Below are 16,082 nucleotides of genomic sequence, written 5' to 3'. Positions count from 1 at the left end.
GAGCCGTTGCTCAGCGAATTGAAAGTTTCAGAACATCGCGGTGGGTGATGCCCTGCCTCTCTTCGTCAGCCGTGACAGCAAAAGAAAATGTCAGGGGATGTTCGTTACCTTCCACATCCAGCAGCGTGAACTCCAAGTTTTTTTCAAGCGCCTGGCGATATCCCGACTCCTCGCTTTTACTCGAGAGAACAAACCCCGTATCCCGCTGCAGGACGATCATCAGTTGCCCGGCACCGGGCTTGGTGCCTTGCACCTGCGTCGGCAGTGCATACGTTCGATGCTTGGCCATGCGGTAAAGAAGTCCGTCGAACAGCACATCGTCCTTCACTCGGCCATCAACCGACTGGAAGGAGAACCCAGTGAAGCTGACGAAATCATCGTCCAGGACTGGCCCCGGCGACGTCCCGGGCTCCCACGACCAACGTACAGCCGATTTTCGTTCGGTATCCTTGATGAACAGGCGAGCGAACTTGATCACTCGGCCCTCTCTGAGGACGTGCTCAAGCAACCAGTTGTCGGTACTGGTATCGACATAAGCGAATTCATCGCCCTCGGACGGTGACGCATCCCCCGCCACACGCGTGCGCTTGAAGGAATACAGTTCCTGCGTGAAGGACGGGGTGACCAGCCCGCGCAACTCGAGCTTACCTTTCTCGCCGGTGGCTGCAGACGTGACCGTCTTGCCCGTCAAGGTGTTCTGTATCGACGCAATCACGTTGATCACCCCCGCCTTACGGGAGTGCAGGTAGAATCGGCGGGTTCTGGCCGCCAACGGCGCGCTCCCCCCAGCGGGCGCTGTTGCTTGCCGGTTGATGTTGTTCGCCTCCCTGTTTACCGCCCAGTCCTCCTCTTCTTCATCCGCCTTGCCAACGGCCAAGGCTTCTTCATCCGGCGCCAGGAAAGGTAGCTCGTTGTTGCTGTCCACATTCAAGAACTTCAACGTTGCCAAATCGGCGTCGGAGATCTCGACCGGTTGATCGTTGTGATCGTTACTCGCAGCAACGGTCACCTCAACTTCTATCTGCTGCCAGCCATTGGCGAAGCACTGCGGCGCGCTGATGGCTTTAAGTTCAAAGGTGCTAAGGCTCTCCCATGACAACAGGCCAGCGGTTTCCTGCCGACTTTCGCTGAACTCGACGATGGCGTAGCCGGTGCGCTCAACGCCATCGAACGCAGTCACCACCGCAATGGGTGATCGGGGATCTTCCGGAGGCGTGTAAACGTTGCCAACGAACACTCCTTCGCCATTCACAGTCCACGTTATATCGCGGCGAAGGTCTAGCTCAGGCTCGTCAGGCATTACCGTGAAGGGTATGGATTGAACCGAAAGCCCTTGCACCACGTGGAACGGCACCACATTCAGGCCCGCATGCCACCTGATCACCACCACCGAAGCTTCAGCACTGTCCCCGTTCTGCCGGTTGGTGCAACGGATTCGCTGGACCTTGAACAAATCGCGGTCGCTGCCAGGCGGGTCGGGGGTGAAAATGGCCCGGCCGCCCCCCTTGTCTTCGAGTTTCCCTATAGGTTCGGCAAGCGTCTGAACTCGCTGCTCCCCCTCCGACAGCAATACTGCCTCCACTAGGCTCCATTGCAGGCTACCGGCATCGACACTAGAGGCGCGCAGCTCGATCGGCTCTTCACCTTGCACCCAGGTGGCAACGCGAGGCACGACCTGCACCGCTCGCGCGGTTTCCATGACAAAGGCATGACTGCGCATTGCGTCACCGCCTTCAGCCGAAGTGGCAGTCACCAGCACCATCTGCTGGTCCTCGACGAAACTGCCTGCAGGACGCGGACTATAGATGGCACCATTGAATGTGCCGACCGCCGCCGGGCGTTTCAGGTTGGTGGCCGACCACTGCACCGGGCCAGGCGCGCCATCAACAGTGAAGGCGATGGTGCGCCCGGATACCACGCTCGCCAAAGCAGGCTCTACCGTTGCGGCGTTCTGCGTTTTTGTCCACTGTCCGGGCACCACAAGGTCGATGCCTGGTTGCGGTGTACCAGTAACGAAGTCGTAACCGTTGGGCAGGCTGAAGGTACTCAGCACATCCTTCACCCCACCAGCCCCGAGCTCTGCGATATCCGGAACAAGGATCAGGGTACCCGGCAAATTGGTAGCACTCTCTGCGATCGGATATGGGATTTCGGTACCCGGGGTTGGCTGCCCCCCTGCGCGCAGGTCGATCCCCAGTTTCATGAAGACCAGCGCTGCCCCGTCCCCGTACCGGGGGCTACCTTCACTTTTTCCCCAAGGTGCGAGCATGGTGCGCACCATGAATTGATCCGGGCTCAGCGGATGGTAGTCGTCCATGACGAAACGGCCCAGGGAATAGGTGAGCTGGTAAGCCCGCATATAGCTGATCGATTCCTGCAAGCGCCGGCCAATCATGACCCCGGCATACTCGGTTGGCCCCAGATTGGTGGAAAACTCGACCGCACGAGCAAGGTTTAACTCCAGCGAGGCGAACCGGCTCGTCTTTGGCCGGCTACACTCCAGGGCCAGCGGTGCTTCGACACGATAGCCCATGCCTTCGGTGATGGTGAAGCTTTCCACGACGCGCTTAGGCCTGCCAGGAAGATGCAGAATTCGCATGTACTCCCCGGCAATGATGTTCATCCGCAGCGTCAAGTCCGAGCTGAACCCTGTTGCATTCTGGAAGCCTACCTGGGGCGCGCCCAGCACCATCCCTTGCACCGAAACGCTGATGCGCTCGCCCTCGTCAAGATAGGCCTCCAGATGGATAGGGTCCATCGCACCAAAGTTAGCAAGCGCATCGAGATACTGCTCACGTAGCACAAGGTCAAGGAGGCTGCGGTCCAAGGCAAGCATGCCACCCCAGCCTATGCGTGCCGATGTTTCCTGTTTTTCATGCGAAGTAGCCTTAGTATTCATCTCAAACCTCCTTGATGGTTGGGCTGAGAATCTCGGCGTAATTGCGCACCGGTACGAATGGCAGTGGCAAAATCACATAGTCGTGGGTATCGGGGGAGTCGTTGACGTAGAAGGCCGATATGATGACGTACTGGTCGTCAGAACCGGGTGCGGGCTTATAGGTTTGGGTGTTGCTGTCAATGGTCCCACTACCGCGCAGCACGTGCCACTCGATTGGCTCAGGTACCTTGACCTTTTCCATGTCCATACTAAGCCTATAGAAAGGCAGCGCCACGGAGCCATCGGCATTGACTGCCGGCTCAATCCAGTAGTTGGGGCTCTTGGCCCCAACGACCAGCATGTCGATGGTCGCGGGCGTGCCACCTGCAGCCGGCTCAACGGTGACCTCGTCCAGGCGCAGCACTCTGTAATGGTTCGGCTGGGTTGATTCACGCTTAGGCAATGAGGTTGGCGCGGTGTACTTTTGACCCCCTGGGTTAAGCGGGTCGGTATCCTCATCGACTTTACCCAGTTCTGGCTGATTCCACTTCAGCTCGGCATTATCGGGAGTGCCTGCCGACAATGCATAGCTTTTGCCCAGGTTTACCACCGCCACCCAAGGGTTCACCGAGACATGGCTAGGTACAATACTGACCAGCGCGCGGCTGACCTGGTCCCCACTGGTGGCCGTCACAATCACTCGGCGCTGGCCTTCTGTAACCAAGGCGTCATCGGATGGCGCCGTATATCGCCCCACCGACGGTGTAGCGAACTTCCCAGTTTCTCCAGTTTCGCCAGGGAGATTTTCCACTGTCCAGGTGATACCGCTTGTAGACGAGGCGCTGAAATCAATAAACCCACCGCTTGCCACGATCGGTTCCAGAGGCGTGATGGACATCGCGGTGCGCTTGGGCGCCAAGTTACCGAGCAGGGTCAAGTCGTTCGGCACCGCCACGTCGCGCGGGTCAACGACATTATCGCCTCGGAATAGCAATTGGTTCAGGCGCAACGCATCAATTTCGAACGTCATGACCTTAAGGCTATCAAGTTTAGCCTTGGCAGCCTCACTCAATGCAGCCGCCAGTGGCGCTTTTAGATTTTCGGATTTTGCTCTGGCATCGTTGCCAGCATCCCCAGAACGGAAGCCGTCTTCAATAGAAATCTCTATACTCGATTCAAAGTTGCTCACCGAAAACTTAAGCGTGGTTTTATTGTCCTCCCGCGAAACATCAAACTTACAATCTGCACGAATTTCTACCTTCGCAGAGACCTGCAGAGGAATGGTGTCGCCGACGGAATCATTGGTCTGAAGCCAATACACCAAAGTACCCACTGGCATAGCGGAGGACCAGTTTATCTTCAGCATTCTTTTATCGAAAACGACTTCGCTGCCCTTGTCAAAAAGGTTGATGGTGGCGCCGTCCATTCTCAATTTCCAGCGCCACGTGTTATGTGACCCACCAGAGTTGTCATCAGAGTAATTGAACTCGGCATAGGTTCCACCGCCGCTCACGGCGTTGGCCACCAATTTGTAGCGGTTTTCGTCCACTTGGTTGAGGTCGTCTTTCAACGCCACCAGGTCAAACTTTCCTTTCATCCAGTCAAACTGGTCAAAGCCCAGCTTCACGACGTGCTGCGCAACCAGCTTGTGCGACAACACTAAATTACTGGTGTACGGGTTAGGCGAATCAGGCAGCATGTACAACAAATCTTTATCCTCTGGAGGATAACCACCTGATTGATTTCCGCGCATGGCCACGAATACCACCACTGCACCGTCCCCCTGATTCGCACTACCCAACACTTTCGCACCGGGTTCTGCATGAGTCCCTAACATAAAGACGCCGGGATTGAGCAGCGAAGTATCGTCAACGGCCAGCTCGCTGAGCGGGAACTGCAGCATTTCTTTATTTTCCCTCGCCCAGGTTTCAAACAGATCTCTGAAATACAAGCCCAAGCGAACGCGCTCAGGCCCAGTGCCGCCACCACTGAACAGATGGTCATAACCTTGATTGATATCAAGTAAAACTTTACCGCTTTCATCAACGGTACCGGCCACGGCGTCTAACGTAATGTTCATATCCAGCACAGCGTGCGCAGCGGCGTTGTAGAGGATCAGGGCTTGCACGCTCCTGACCGGGTTGCCATCCAGAAATGTTTCGATCACTTCAAGATGCTTCCCCCCGACCAGACGCATTTGCAACTTAGCTTTCGGGTCCTTCAAGTTTGCATTTTCGAACGACAGCCTCGCCTTGTCGAGACGCAGCCCGAGCAAGACATGCTCGATACCATTCCCGGAGTCGACATTGCCATCGGGTAAAGGGGGAAAGAACAAATCCGGAATATGCGCCCGATCAATGTACTCCTGCGAGAGCAGCGCGTTTGTAGCGCTCCTGGAAAACACTAACAGCGCGTCCCAACCCCATGTTTTAGGGCCCGCATCCATTGCTTTATAAAATGCTTCAAGTGGATTTTCTGGCGCTTGAGCCACTACAGCACTTTCAATTTTCATCGCTTTAGTCTCCACGTCCCATGCATTGATTGGTGCGACGCCAACCCGACCGTCAGACGGATTTAGGCCAACGCCGGCTTCGTTTACTTTGACTTTCTAGGAATGATTAATAGCGGCAGAAGTTTATGCCAACTGTCGCCCTTGTCGAAGCTGACAGTCCCGCTGATGGTGTACTGTTTGCCTTCGTCCAAGCCGTTATAAACTGCAACACTCAACCATTGCTGTATCCGCTTGTTAGCGAATTCGACAGGTGTGACCGGCACTCGATCCCGTAATATGACGCCGTCTTGAATGGCCAGTGTGAACAGTTGGTCTGGCGCAGCGAACGGCCAAAGTAACGCGCCGGACACTTCGAGCATTGCACCGTTCGCAACAAGTTTGGACCGCCAAAGTTCGCCGTTGGTCTGGGCTTGCAGGCCCTTGATATTGTTATCGAAAGTCAGCGGCTGAACACGCAAGTCCACAGCTTGGGAAGCCGCCGAGCGCCCCCCCTCGTCATCGACGATGTGGTAGAACACTTTAAAACGCCTGCTGTTGTCCGCGCCGGGCTGGTGCATGTTCGCAGCCACCACGCTGGGGTCAATCTTGAAGCGTCGGCCGCCTTCCTCCACCGGCGTGGTGGTAATCTGCTTGCCGTTGTGCTCATAACCGTCCCAGTGAACCTCAAGGTGTTCGCCGGGGCGCAAAGACACATCAGGCACCGTGACGTAAGCCCCTAAAATCGCGCTGTCCGCCAATAGCACTTGCTTGCCACTGCCATCGTCGCTAGCGCGCTCGATGCCTGGCGCAGCAAGGTTGCGTGCCGTTTCGAACTCGACATCCAGGCGGTGCGAAGTCAGCGCATGGCCCGCACGCGCAATTTGGTAGAACACCTGGTGATCACCCGGCACAAGCAACGCCGCGTCAACTCGAAACACGGTTTCATCGCTTTCCAGGCTGCTGGCATCCATACGCGCAAACTGCACCTCAGGCTCGGTCTTGAGAGGTGTTTTCCAGTGCAGAAGCAAGTAGTCCCCCGCTTGCAAATCGGGGTTTACCGGCACACGCACAGTTACCCCGCCGGGAAACTTGCCGGGGTCAAGCGGCGCCCCCGTAAAACCATCGAGCTTAGCCTCTGGCAACAGGTCAACGGGGCTCGAAGCCCTGGCTACTGCCATTTCCTGCACAGGGGAAGCAACTTCTTCGCCGTTACCGACCAGCGTGACGGTGTACTGAAACGCTACCCTGCCCTCCTGCACGCGAATAAAATGCGACTTGGCCACCTGCCATTGCAAAGGTTCGCCCACATTGGCCTCGGTCACCTCAAACAACTCGCTCGCCGGTGGCGTTACCTCGTCGCCTGCCGCATTGAACTTGCGCACCACCAGTTCGATGCGGTCGCCGGCCTGCATGGCCCGGTAACTTGGCGCCAGCAAACGCACACCTTCTGTTTCTAGGTCTGCTGCGACAATCACACGGTCATGCGACTCTCGCGCCTGAGCAACCGCCAGGGTTTCGGCAACATCGCCACGGTCGCGCAAACCCAAGTAACAAAAGATGCGCTGGGAATCCGGGGTGCTCTCTGCCGCGTTGTCAACCTTGTATGATAAAAATGCCCACCCACCATCAAAGGGTTCAACATAACGATTAGAAACGTCGGCCACCATCATTTTTGTAGTGTCGTAGTCCACAGGCACTTCACATTGCGCACCCAGTTCATCAAAAGGCGTGCCGTCTGCGGCGAGGCCTCGCCAGACTGGGTAGATATACTGACCGAACTTTAAGTCCGCATCCTTGATCAAAAACTTCAACGGCTGGCCATTTAATTCATTGAGATCAATTTCACCCAACGCATTTTGCGCGGGGATTTCAGGTGCGGGGTTACGCTGGGACTGTTGTCCCCTATTTTTCACTGGGCGTTGAGGCACCATGAACAGGCTCCAGGCGGGTTGAGATGCCCCTAGTTTTCAGACTACTGCCCATGGCTGGCTACTGGCAGAAATAACAGGTAGCACGCCCGCTCAAGGCACGCTTGCACCTGATAAATCTACCAGGTGACAACCCTTCAAATAACTGCATGCCCCTCGATGCCCACGCAGGCACCTTTAGCGCACCTGTTAATTCTAATAGGTGTCACACCCCAACAAGTTCAATAAGCTCCGAACACACCGCCTTATTCACCCAACGACGTAAATACGTTTCTTCTAACTGTTCAAGTCACCTGAACGAACAGGGAGCCTAAATATGAGACCATTAAACTGCTGGCGCCTAGCCATCCCATCGGCCATGAAACAGTTGATGTTGGCCGCACCCGTGCTTGTGTATGGCACAGCCGCCTTGGGTGCTGGCACCGCAGATTCACCCCAGGCCGACCCAACGCCTATGCTCGCGCTGTACCAGACAGTGGATAACAACACCGAGCCTGCTTGCGGGCTGGAACTGACGGCAATACCTGGCGGCTTACCCCAGAAACTGCTCCCCAAAAAAGAGTGCGCGGAAGTAGACGGTAGCGTCATAGCGCCGCATGCCATCCGCATTCGGAACGTACCGATCAAATCGACGCTTCTGCTCACTAATAACGAGCGTTGTGAAAAGGTCAACAGCGCCTGGGTTGAACTCGATACAAGCCGAGCCAACGCTTCGCTGGAAAAAATAGGCATCGACAAATTATGGACCTACGCCGGTAGCCCCGAGAAACCGGGCTACCTGACCAACAACGGCATCGATAGCAATGCGCCAAGCCGTGGCTTCAGGGTGACCGGCAAAGGTGACCCAATCAAGCAAGGAGAGCTCGCCTGTGTCGTAGTCACCTTTGCCGAGAGGGGTAATTGAACATGGCCAGTTCTGCGGGTGCTCACAGCAACGCCACCAACTTCAAGAGCGCTGTACAAAACCAGATCGACCAGCGCACGGGCCAATACAACCTGGCGATCGACTTGCAAATGCCGGCCGGCAATGACCTGACCGGCCCCAACCTGCCCTTGCGCCTGTCGTACAGCCCGTTCAACACACAAGACTCGGGGTTTGGCACCGGCTGGCAGTTAGCATTGACCCGATACGACCCCGCAACCCAGATGCTTACCTTGCACACGGGGGAAAGCTACAAGGTCACAGGCAGTGGTCCGCAACCGGCTATGCGTGAAAAGAAAATTCATAGCTTTCACTTTTACGACGACGGCGAAAATGGCTCGTACCGGGTGGAGCACAAGTCTGGCCTTGTGGAAATACTGACCCTGCACGATGTGCTCAACCCTATTGCGCTGCCCAGCAAAGTCAGGGCGCCCTCCGGCCACGGGATAACCCTCAGCTACGTCCCTGAAAACCGCCGGCTGGAAAAAATCGTTGATGACTATGGCGCACAGCTGCTGGCGTTGAAGTACACCGATGGCAGGGTAACCATTGATGTTCACCCTGGGGCCGGTCCTGAAGGCCTTCCGTTCATGCGCTACATGCTGGAACTTAAAAACCGAGTACTGGTTGAGGTAAAGCTGCCTCCTGAAGTGGGCGGCAACTGGCGCTTCGGCTACACCACCGCCCGCGGTCTAACCTGCCTTGCCAAAGTATCCGCACCCTCGGGCACCGTGGAGGAAATCCGCTACGGTGAGAATGACGACCCTGGCCATCTGCTGCCCGGGACAAACCCTCAAAGGGCTTGGCCACGGGTAACCAGCCATGAAGTCAAGCCCCGCGCCGATCAGCCACCGATGAGGACGACCTACACCTACAAGCACTTCGACGAGGAAAACAACATCGAAGTGGCACACAGCTTTGTCGGCAGCAACAGCGGTATCAGCTGGCGTGACGACGGCGAAGACAACCTGTACCGCGCACAATCCTCCTACCGCTACAGCGTCACCGCCCATTACTGGAAAGCAGGCAAGGTCGCACGCAAGCAGACACAGACGTTCAACCGCTACCACCTGATGACCAGGCAAACGCTCGAACAGGATGGCCATATCGAAGAAACCGAAACTGTTTTCCATGAACGCCCCGGCATCGGCTTCGACGATCAGCCGCGCTACTTCCAATTGCCCAAGACCATCACCAAACGCTGGAAGCTGCGTGATGACGCCAGCAAGTTGCACTTGGAAACCGCGATCACCCATTTCGACGATTACGGCAACGTCACCGAGGAGCAAGCCCCCACCGGTGTACGCACCACCTACGAGTACTATGACAAGGAAGGCGAAAAAGACGGAGACACCTGGGCCTGTCCGCCTGACCCGCAGGGCTTTGTGCGCAATTTGAAATGCAAGACGGTTTACCCCGTGCCCAATATGCCCAACGACGCCCCCGTGCAACGTACGCGGCTAACCTACAAAGCCTTCCCGGCGCTAGCCAGCCTTGGCCAGGCGAGCCAGTGGCTTGCGCCTTGTGAAGAACAAGTGCTGCAAGTGTTCAATCCCAGCCAGCCCGATGAGCGCGAACAGCTGCTGCTGAAGGTGGAACGGGGCTACCTGAACCTGCCTGACAATGCCTTCCTGCACGGCCGCCCCGACTACCAGGTAACCACCCGCTATGGTGACGACAGTACCGACACGGTGCGCCGGGCCATTGAAAGCCGCAGTTCACGTATCGAATGGGGGTACCGCAAGGTCGTCGACGACGTCTATGGCCTGGAGTACTGGACCGATGAAACCATGCTCGGCTTCGATCTGGTGCAAAAGACCACCAGCATGGCCGTATCTAGCCTGCATGGTCAGAACGTTTACGAAGAAGATGACACCGGCAACAGCATTCGCCGCCGCTACGACGCCCTGGCCCGCGTGGTGGAGGAAACCCTAGCGCCGGGCCAGGGCATGGAGGAGTCCAAGCAGCACTATCAGTACGGGCTAGTGAACCATCCCGAAGAAGGCGCTGCCGGGCTGGCCACGCAGTCGGTCACCAGCAGTACCGGCGTGATCACCGTGCTCACCTTCGATGGCTGCAGCCGCATGGTGACCGAAGAACGCGAAGCGGAAGTTGCACAAGACCCAGACACCGCAGCGGGCGATGAGAAACCACGCAAGCGTGAGCGGGTAGCACAGCGCAACTACGATGAACTGGGCCAGTTGAAAGACGAAACCTTTTTCGACTACTTCGACGACAAGACCCTGACGCTGCAAACCACCTTCGAATACGATGCCTGGGGCAAGCTGTGCAAGACCACCTTGCCCCACGGCGTTACCCAGCACAGCGAATTCTCCCCGTTCGGCGAAGCAGGCGACATCGTCACCCAATGGGTCGAAACACCGGGCAACCCTGGTGTGCGTCAGCAGCAGCAGGTTGCCGAAAGCAATCGCTTCGACAAACCGGCAGCTCAATACCGCTTGGACGACGCAGGCAATATCGTTGGCCGCCGGGATTTCAGCTACGACGGCCTTGGCCGCTGCACCCTTGAAGAACACACCTTCAAACGGAACGACAAGCCGGTCAGCCGGATCAGCAAATACACCTACGACACCGAAGGCCGGGTGACCCGTAGCGAACGGCCCGACCAGTCGGCCGTGCTCAGCCGCTTCGCGCTGCACAGTGCCGCCCCGTTGGCCGAACAGCTGCTGGTCGAGCGGCGTAAAGACCTTGAACCCACCCTTGCCTGGCAACGGGACTACGATGGCCTGGAGCGCTTGAAGTCCCTGACGGCCGGCAAACAAAAGGAAACCTATACCTACAAGCGCAACACCTCGCTGGTAGAAACCCGCACAACAGCGCAGCGGACCTTTACCTACCACTACCGCCCTACGCGCTCTGCCCAACCCAGCCAGATCGACGTCAACACAGTTAAGAGCGCTACGTTCGATTACGACGCCAGGACCTCGTCCATCAGCTCGGCCAGCGACGTCCAAGGCACGCATAGCTATACCTACACCGATCAAGGCTACCTGCTGAGAACCCAATGGGGGGGCGAGGGCGCCATCGGCCACCATTGCGACTACCGCAGTTCGCTGCAGGGCTTGCAGTTAGGCTATCGGGAAAGTGACGGCGTTCAGGTGGACCACACCTACAACGACCTGGGCCAACTTGAAAAGACCTGCCAGGGCAACCTGGTTGCCCAGTTCGAGTATGACGCTCTCGGACGGCTATGGAAAACCACCACCCAAGACCTGAGCAACACCCAGGTATTGGTGTGCCTGCAGACTTACGATGAACTGGGTAGGGAAATAAATCGCGAGCAAACCCTCACACGGCAAGATGGCACCACCCTCAGCCAAAGCATCGCCCTGACATGGCAGGAAGATGACCAGCTACGTAGCCGCACCCTTACCCGTGACGGCAAGCAACTCTTACTGGAAACCTTTGACTACGATACGCTCGACCGCTTGGAGCAGCACAACTGCCAAGGCACTGCCTTGCCACAAAACGGGGCTGGGCGGTTTATCAAGAATCAGTTTTTCGTCTACGACGAACTGAACAACCTGACCGAGTGCTACACCGATTTTGCCGATGGCACATCGGACGAGGCTTTCTACACCTACGACGGTTTCATCCTGAAACTGGCAGAGCACTCGCTGCAGCCAGATTACCCAGCCAGCCAGGCCTTCGAGCACGATGCCGAGGGCAACTTGCTGAACGATGAGCAGGGCAACAAGCTGGTATACGACGACCGCGGTCGCCTGCAGGAAGTACAACGTTCCAGCGATGGGCTACCCCTCTACCGCTACCGCTATGACGGCCACAACGACCTGATAGGTGTGCGCCATGAGCAAGCCGCGGAAGTGACGCGCCGTTACCAGGGCTACCGGTTAACCAGTACACGCGACGCCGACTTGCTCACCGAGTACCTGTACGCAGGCGAGCGCCCCCTGGGGCTGCAACGCCCTGCCAGCACAGCAGACAACCGCTTGTTCATGACCGACGCGGCGAACAGCGTGATTGGTGAATGCAGCAAAGACGAACTGCACGCTAATACTTACAGCGCCTATGGCGACTCACCGGACAACGACCCATTGGTGGGCCTGCTTGGCTTCAACGGCGAAGTCCGCGAGCGCGCCCTAGGCTGGTCGCTGCTGGGGCGCGGCTACCGCGCCTATAACCCAGGGCTGATGCGCTTCCACAGCCCGGACTCGGCGTCACCAGAAAATGCCGGTATCAACCCGTATGTGTACTGCGGCGGCAACCCAGTCAATTGGTACGACCCAAGCGGCCATTACGGCATGCGTAACAGCACCGAGTACCCGTACGTGCCCCCCGTTGCACAACCCAAGCCCAAGGCCGACTGGCGCTCCTGGCTTGGTGTAGCGCTGGGTGCTGTTTTCGCTGTGGTCAGTTTCATGCTGTTGCCGCCGGTGGGCTTAACCATGGCGTTCTCGCTCGGCGCAGCCAGCCTGGCAATTGACGTGGCTGCCACAGTTGTTTCTGTGGTAGGACTGGTGACAATGAACGAAACGGTTAATGACTGGGCATTCGGGCTTGGGATTGCCAGTGCACTGAGTACGTTGGGGATCATAGGTTACAGCAGGTTGGCGGCGAAGGGAGCGGGCAAGGCCGCCAGTATTGGCACCCAAACTGACAGCGCCTCTTCGCTGAGCGGACCGCAAGTGCTCCCCAGAGAAGGTGATGTTTTCTTCGGGCCTAGATTCAATGCTCCCAAACGACTCCTCTGGCGCAAAGTGACAACGCCATTCAACAATAATATTTCAACCCAAACAGTGGCAACAGGTATAGGCGTTGACGCAGGCACGCAGATGGCCCCTACAACATTCGCTGAGGCGGCCACTTCCATGACGCCACAACACTCGATTCGCAGCACGGCGTCTACAGCGTCCACGGCGTCGACTGCATCTGGTAATTCAACTGGCTCCTACCAGTTAGAAAATCTGTTTACCGAGCCCGCTCAAGTCGTACCTCCGGCGCCCACTCGAGATTGGAGTGGAAGTGCGATCGGCGCAATAAAAGAAGGGACACTCCACTGGCCAAGCCGAACCAAATACAGCTACGTTCCTCCTAAAAATCCGAAGTTCAACTAGAGGGATACGCCCCAACAATCAAATCGTAATACACGCATAAGGACAATCCACAAACGGGTTGCCCTCATGCCTATGAATATAGAGGGCAACGTGTAGGATTTTCTGACTTTATATCAGCTTTTTCCTACACGACCTTATCGTATATTGCCGTAGCCTCGTCGCCCTACCACCACCCCCGACGGATCGCCAAAGTCAATGTGCGGCATACATCAGCGGTGCCTAATATGTTCCAACTGACTCACCATCGGCAAAAACTTACGCTTTCTTACTTGTCCTTGGGTCTACCCATGGCAGGTTACGTCCTGTCTTTTTTACTTGCTGATCCGGCCCAAGCAGAAGAACGCCCCCTGCAGTTCAACCCCAACTTCATGCGCCAAACCCCAGGCCAGTCCAGCGACGCCAGCGTGGCCGCCCTGCGCACGCTGGCCAATCAAGCGTCGCTGGCGCCAGGCCGCTACCAGGTTGAAGTCATGGTCAACCTGGCCCCGGCAGGCAAGCACGAAATCGACTTCCGTGCACGCAACGACGGCAAGGGCCTGGAGCCGTGCCTCAGCGCCAACCTGTTGCGCGAGCTGGGCCTGCGCGAACAGGGCCTGGCCGAGCCCTTGCCCAGTGACGAGCGCTGCGTGGACCTACCCGCGCTGGTACCCGATACCACCTACGACCTGGACCCCGGCCAACTGCAGTTGGCACTGTCCATTCCGCAGATCGCCCTGCGCCGAGATGTGGCCGGCAGCGTCGCACCAGAGCGCTGGGACAGCGGCATCAATGCCGCATTCGTCAGCTATCAGGCCTCCGCACAGCATTTCAGCGGCCGCGCCGGCACGTCCAACAGCAGCCAGGACCTGAACCTCAACGGTGGCATCAACCTGGGCGGCTGGCGCCTGCGCAGCAGTCAAAGCTGGCGCGACGACGGCGAAGGGCAGGACTGGGTGCACTTCAACACCTATGCCCAGCATGACCTGCCCGGCCAATGGGGCACACTGACCCTGGGTGAAACCTTCAGCAGTGGCGACGTATTTCGCAGCCTGCCCATCAAAGGGGTACAACTGGCCACCGACATGGGCATGCTGCCCGACGTGATGCAAAGCTACGCACCCGTGATCCGTGGCGTGGCTCAGACCCGCGCCAAACTGGAGGTGCTGCAGAACGGCTACCCGATCTACACCACTTACGTTGCCCCTGGCCCATACGAAATCAATGACCTGGGCATTGGTGGCAGCAGCGGTGACCTTGAAATCGTCCTCACCGAGGCCGACGGCCAGGTGCGCCGCTTCATCCAGCCTTATTCCACGCTCAGCAACCTGCTGCGTGAAGGGGTGTGGCGCTACAACCTGGTGGCCGGGCGCTATGATGGCGCCGACGGCATCGACAACCCGGCATTGTGGCAAGCCACCCTGGCCCGCGGCGGCAAGTGGGGCACCACACTGTATGGCGGGCTGCTGGGCAGCGAGTACTACGATGCTGCCAACCTTGGCATCGCTCGCGACTTCGGCCCCCTTGGCGCAGTATCGCTGGATGTGACCCAGGCCCGTACCGACCTGGGCGAACAAGGCGGCCAGGTGCAGGGGCAGAGTTACTCCGTACGCTATGGTAAAGCCTTTCAGACCGGCACCAGCCTGCGCTTCGCCGGCTACCGCTACTCCACTGAGGGTTATCGCGAATTCGACGAAGCCGTGCAGCAGCGCAACGCCTCCAGCCGCTACCAGGGCAACCGTCGCAGCCGCGTGGAGGGCTCGATCTACCAAACGTTCAACAACCGCAACTCACTGAGCCTGACCCTGTCCCAGGACGATTACTGGCACACCAACCGCCAGCGTCGCCAATACCAGTTCCAGTTCAATACCCAATACCGTCGCGTCAGCATCAATCTGTATGCCTCGCAGTCGCTGAGCGACACCAGCGGCAGTGACCGCATCGTTGGCCTGGGGGTCACCATTCCGCTGGGCTGGGGCACCTCAACCACTGCAAGTTTCGATGTACAGGAAAGCAACGGCCACTTCAGTGAACGCGCCACCTTGAACGGCGGTTCGCAGGACAACCGCCTAAGCTACCTGGCATCGCTGGCCAACGACCAACAGCAGAACAAGACGGCCTCGGTCTCGGTGGGCTACCAGACACAGAAAGTGAACCTGGGTGCCGGCTATACCGAAGCGGATGATTTCCGTAGCCTCTCGGTCAACGCCAGTGGTGCGGTGCTGGCGCACGCGGGCGGCGTCGTGCTGGGGCAATACCTGGGGGAGACCACTGCCTTGGTGCACGTGCCGGACGTGCCCGGTGTTGGCGTCGATAACGTGCCTGGTGGCAGCACCGACAGCAATGGTTACATCCTGGCCCCGCACATGCGCCCTTATCGGGTCAACCAAGTAACCCTGCAAACCGATCAGCTCGGCCCTGATGTGGAAATCGAAAACGGTGCCACCCAGGTTGTACCCCGCCGAGGCGCTGTCGCCCTGGCAACCTTCAAAGCGCGCCAGGTTACCCGCCTGATCCTCACCCTACAGCATAACGACGGCCGCCCACTGCCCTTCGGCGCCCAGGTTAATGACCAGCAAGGCCAGCACCTGGCAATAGTGGGCCAGGCCGGTCAGGCGCTGGTTGCAACCGGTGCCGAGGCCCAAACCCTGGAGGTGCGCTGGGGCGACCGTGCCGAGCAGCGCTGCCTGCTGAAGATCGACCCGTCAACCATGCCACAAGAGCAAGGCTACCACTTGCAAACCTTGCGCTGCCCTATCCCATGATTCAGTCCGTGCGACGAAGCCGCATG

The 16,082-nt window shown here is 57.9% G+C and carries 6 protein-coding genes; 3 read left to right on the top strand and 3 right to left on the bottom strand.

Translation table 11 applies throughout. The features are described 5' to 3' along the window. Positions 1–10: 10 nt before the first annotated feature. From CWR53_RS06790 to CWR53_RS06780, 3 genes are all read right to left on the bottom strand, one after another. Complete coding sequence (locus tag CWR53_RS06790; RefSeq protein ID WP_100851105.1) at positions 11–2,899, bottom strand: hypothetical protein; 2,889 nt, start codon at positions 2,897–2,899, stop codon at positions 11–13. A gap of 1 nt (position 2,900) precedes the next feature. Next, positions 2,901–5,390: a hypothetical protein gene (locus CWR53_RS06785; protein WP_100851104.1), complete on the bottom strand. Its 2,490-nt coding sequence runs from the start codon at positions 5,388–5,390 to the stop codon at positions 2,901–2,903. A gap of 83 nt (positions 5,391–5,473) precedes the next feature. Then, positions 5,474–7,300, bottom strand: coding sequence for a hypothetical protein (locus CWR53_RS06780; RefSeq protein ID WP_138031811.1), 1,827 nt, complete (start codon positions 7,298–7,300; stop codon positions 5,474–5,476). Between the two features lie 313 nt (positions 7,301–7,613). On the opposite strand from CWR53_RS06780, the gene CWR53_RS06775 reads away from it, so the two are divergent. From CWR53_RS06775 to CWR53_RS06765, 3 genes are all read left to right on the top strand, one after another. Continuing rightward, entirely contained in the window at positions 7,614–8,201 is a 588-nt protein-coding gene (locus tag CWR53_RS06775) for a hypothetical protein (protein WP_138031810.1), read from the top strand. Positions 8,202–8,203: 2 nt separating this feature from the next. Continuing rightward, positions 8,204–13,315: an RHS repeat-associated core domain-containing protein gene (locus CWR53_RS06770; RefSeq protein WP_100851101.1), complete on the top strand. Its 5,112-nt coding sequence runs from the start codon at positions 8,204–8,206 to the stop codon at positions 13,313–13,315. Between the two features lie 368 nt (positions 13,316–13,683). Next, a complete protein-coding gene (locus CWR53_RS06765; RefSeq protein ID WP_375335487.1) occupies positions 13,684–16,056 on the top strand; it encodes a fimbria/pilus outer membrane usher protein in 2,373 nt (790 codons plus the stop codon). Positions 16,057–16,082: the final 26 nt, after the last annotated feature.

It is taken from the genome of Pseudomonas sp. SGAir0191 (assembly GCF_002812565.2).
Classification (GTDB): domain Bacteria; phylum Pseudomonadota; class Gammaproteobacteria; order Pseudomonadales; family Pseudomonadaceae; genus Aquipseudomonas; species Aquipseudomonas parafulva_B.
Note: the sequence above shows the minus strand (reverse complement) of the source record. Positions and strands in the feature narration are given on the sequence as shown.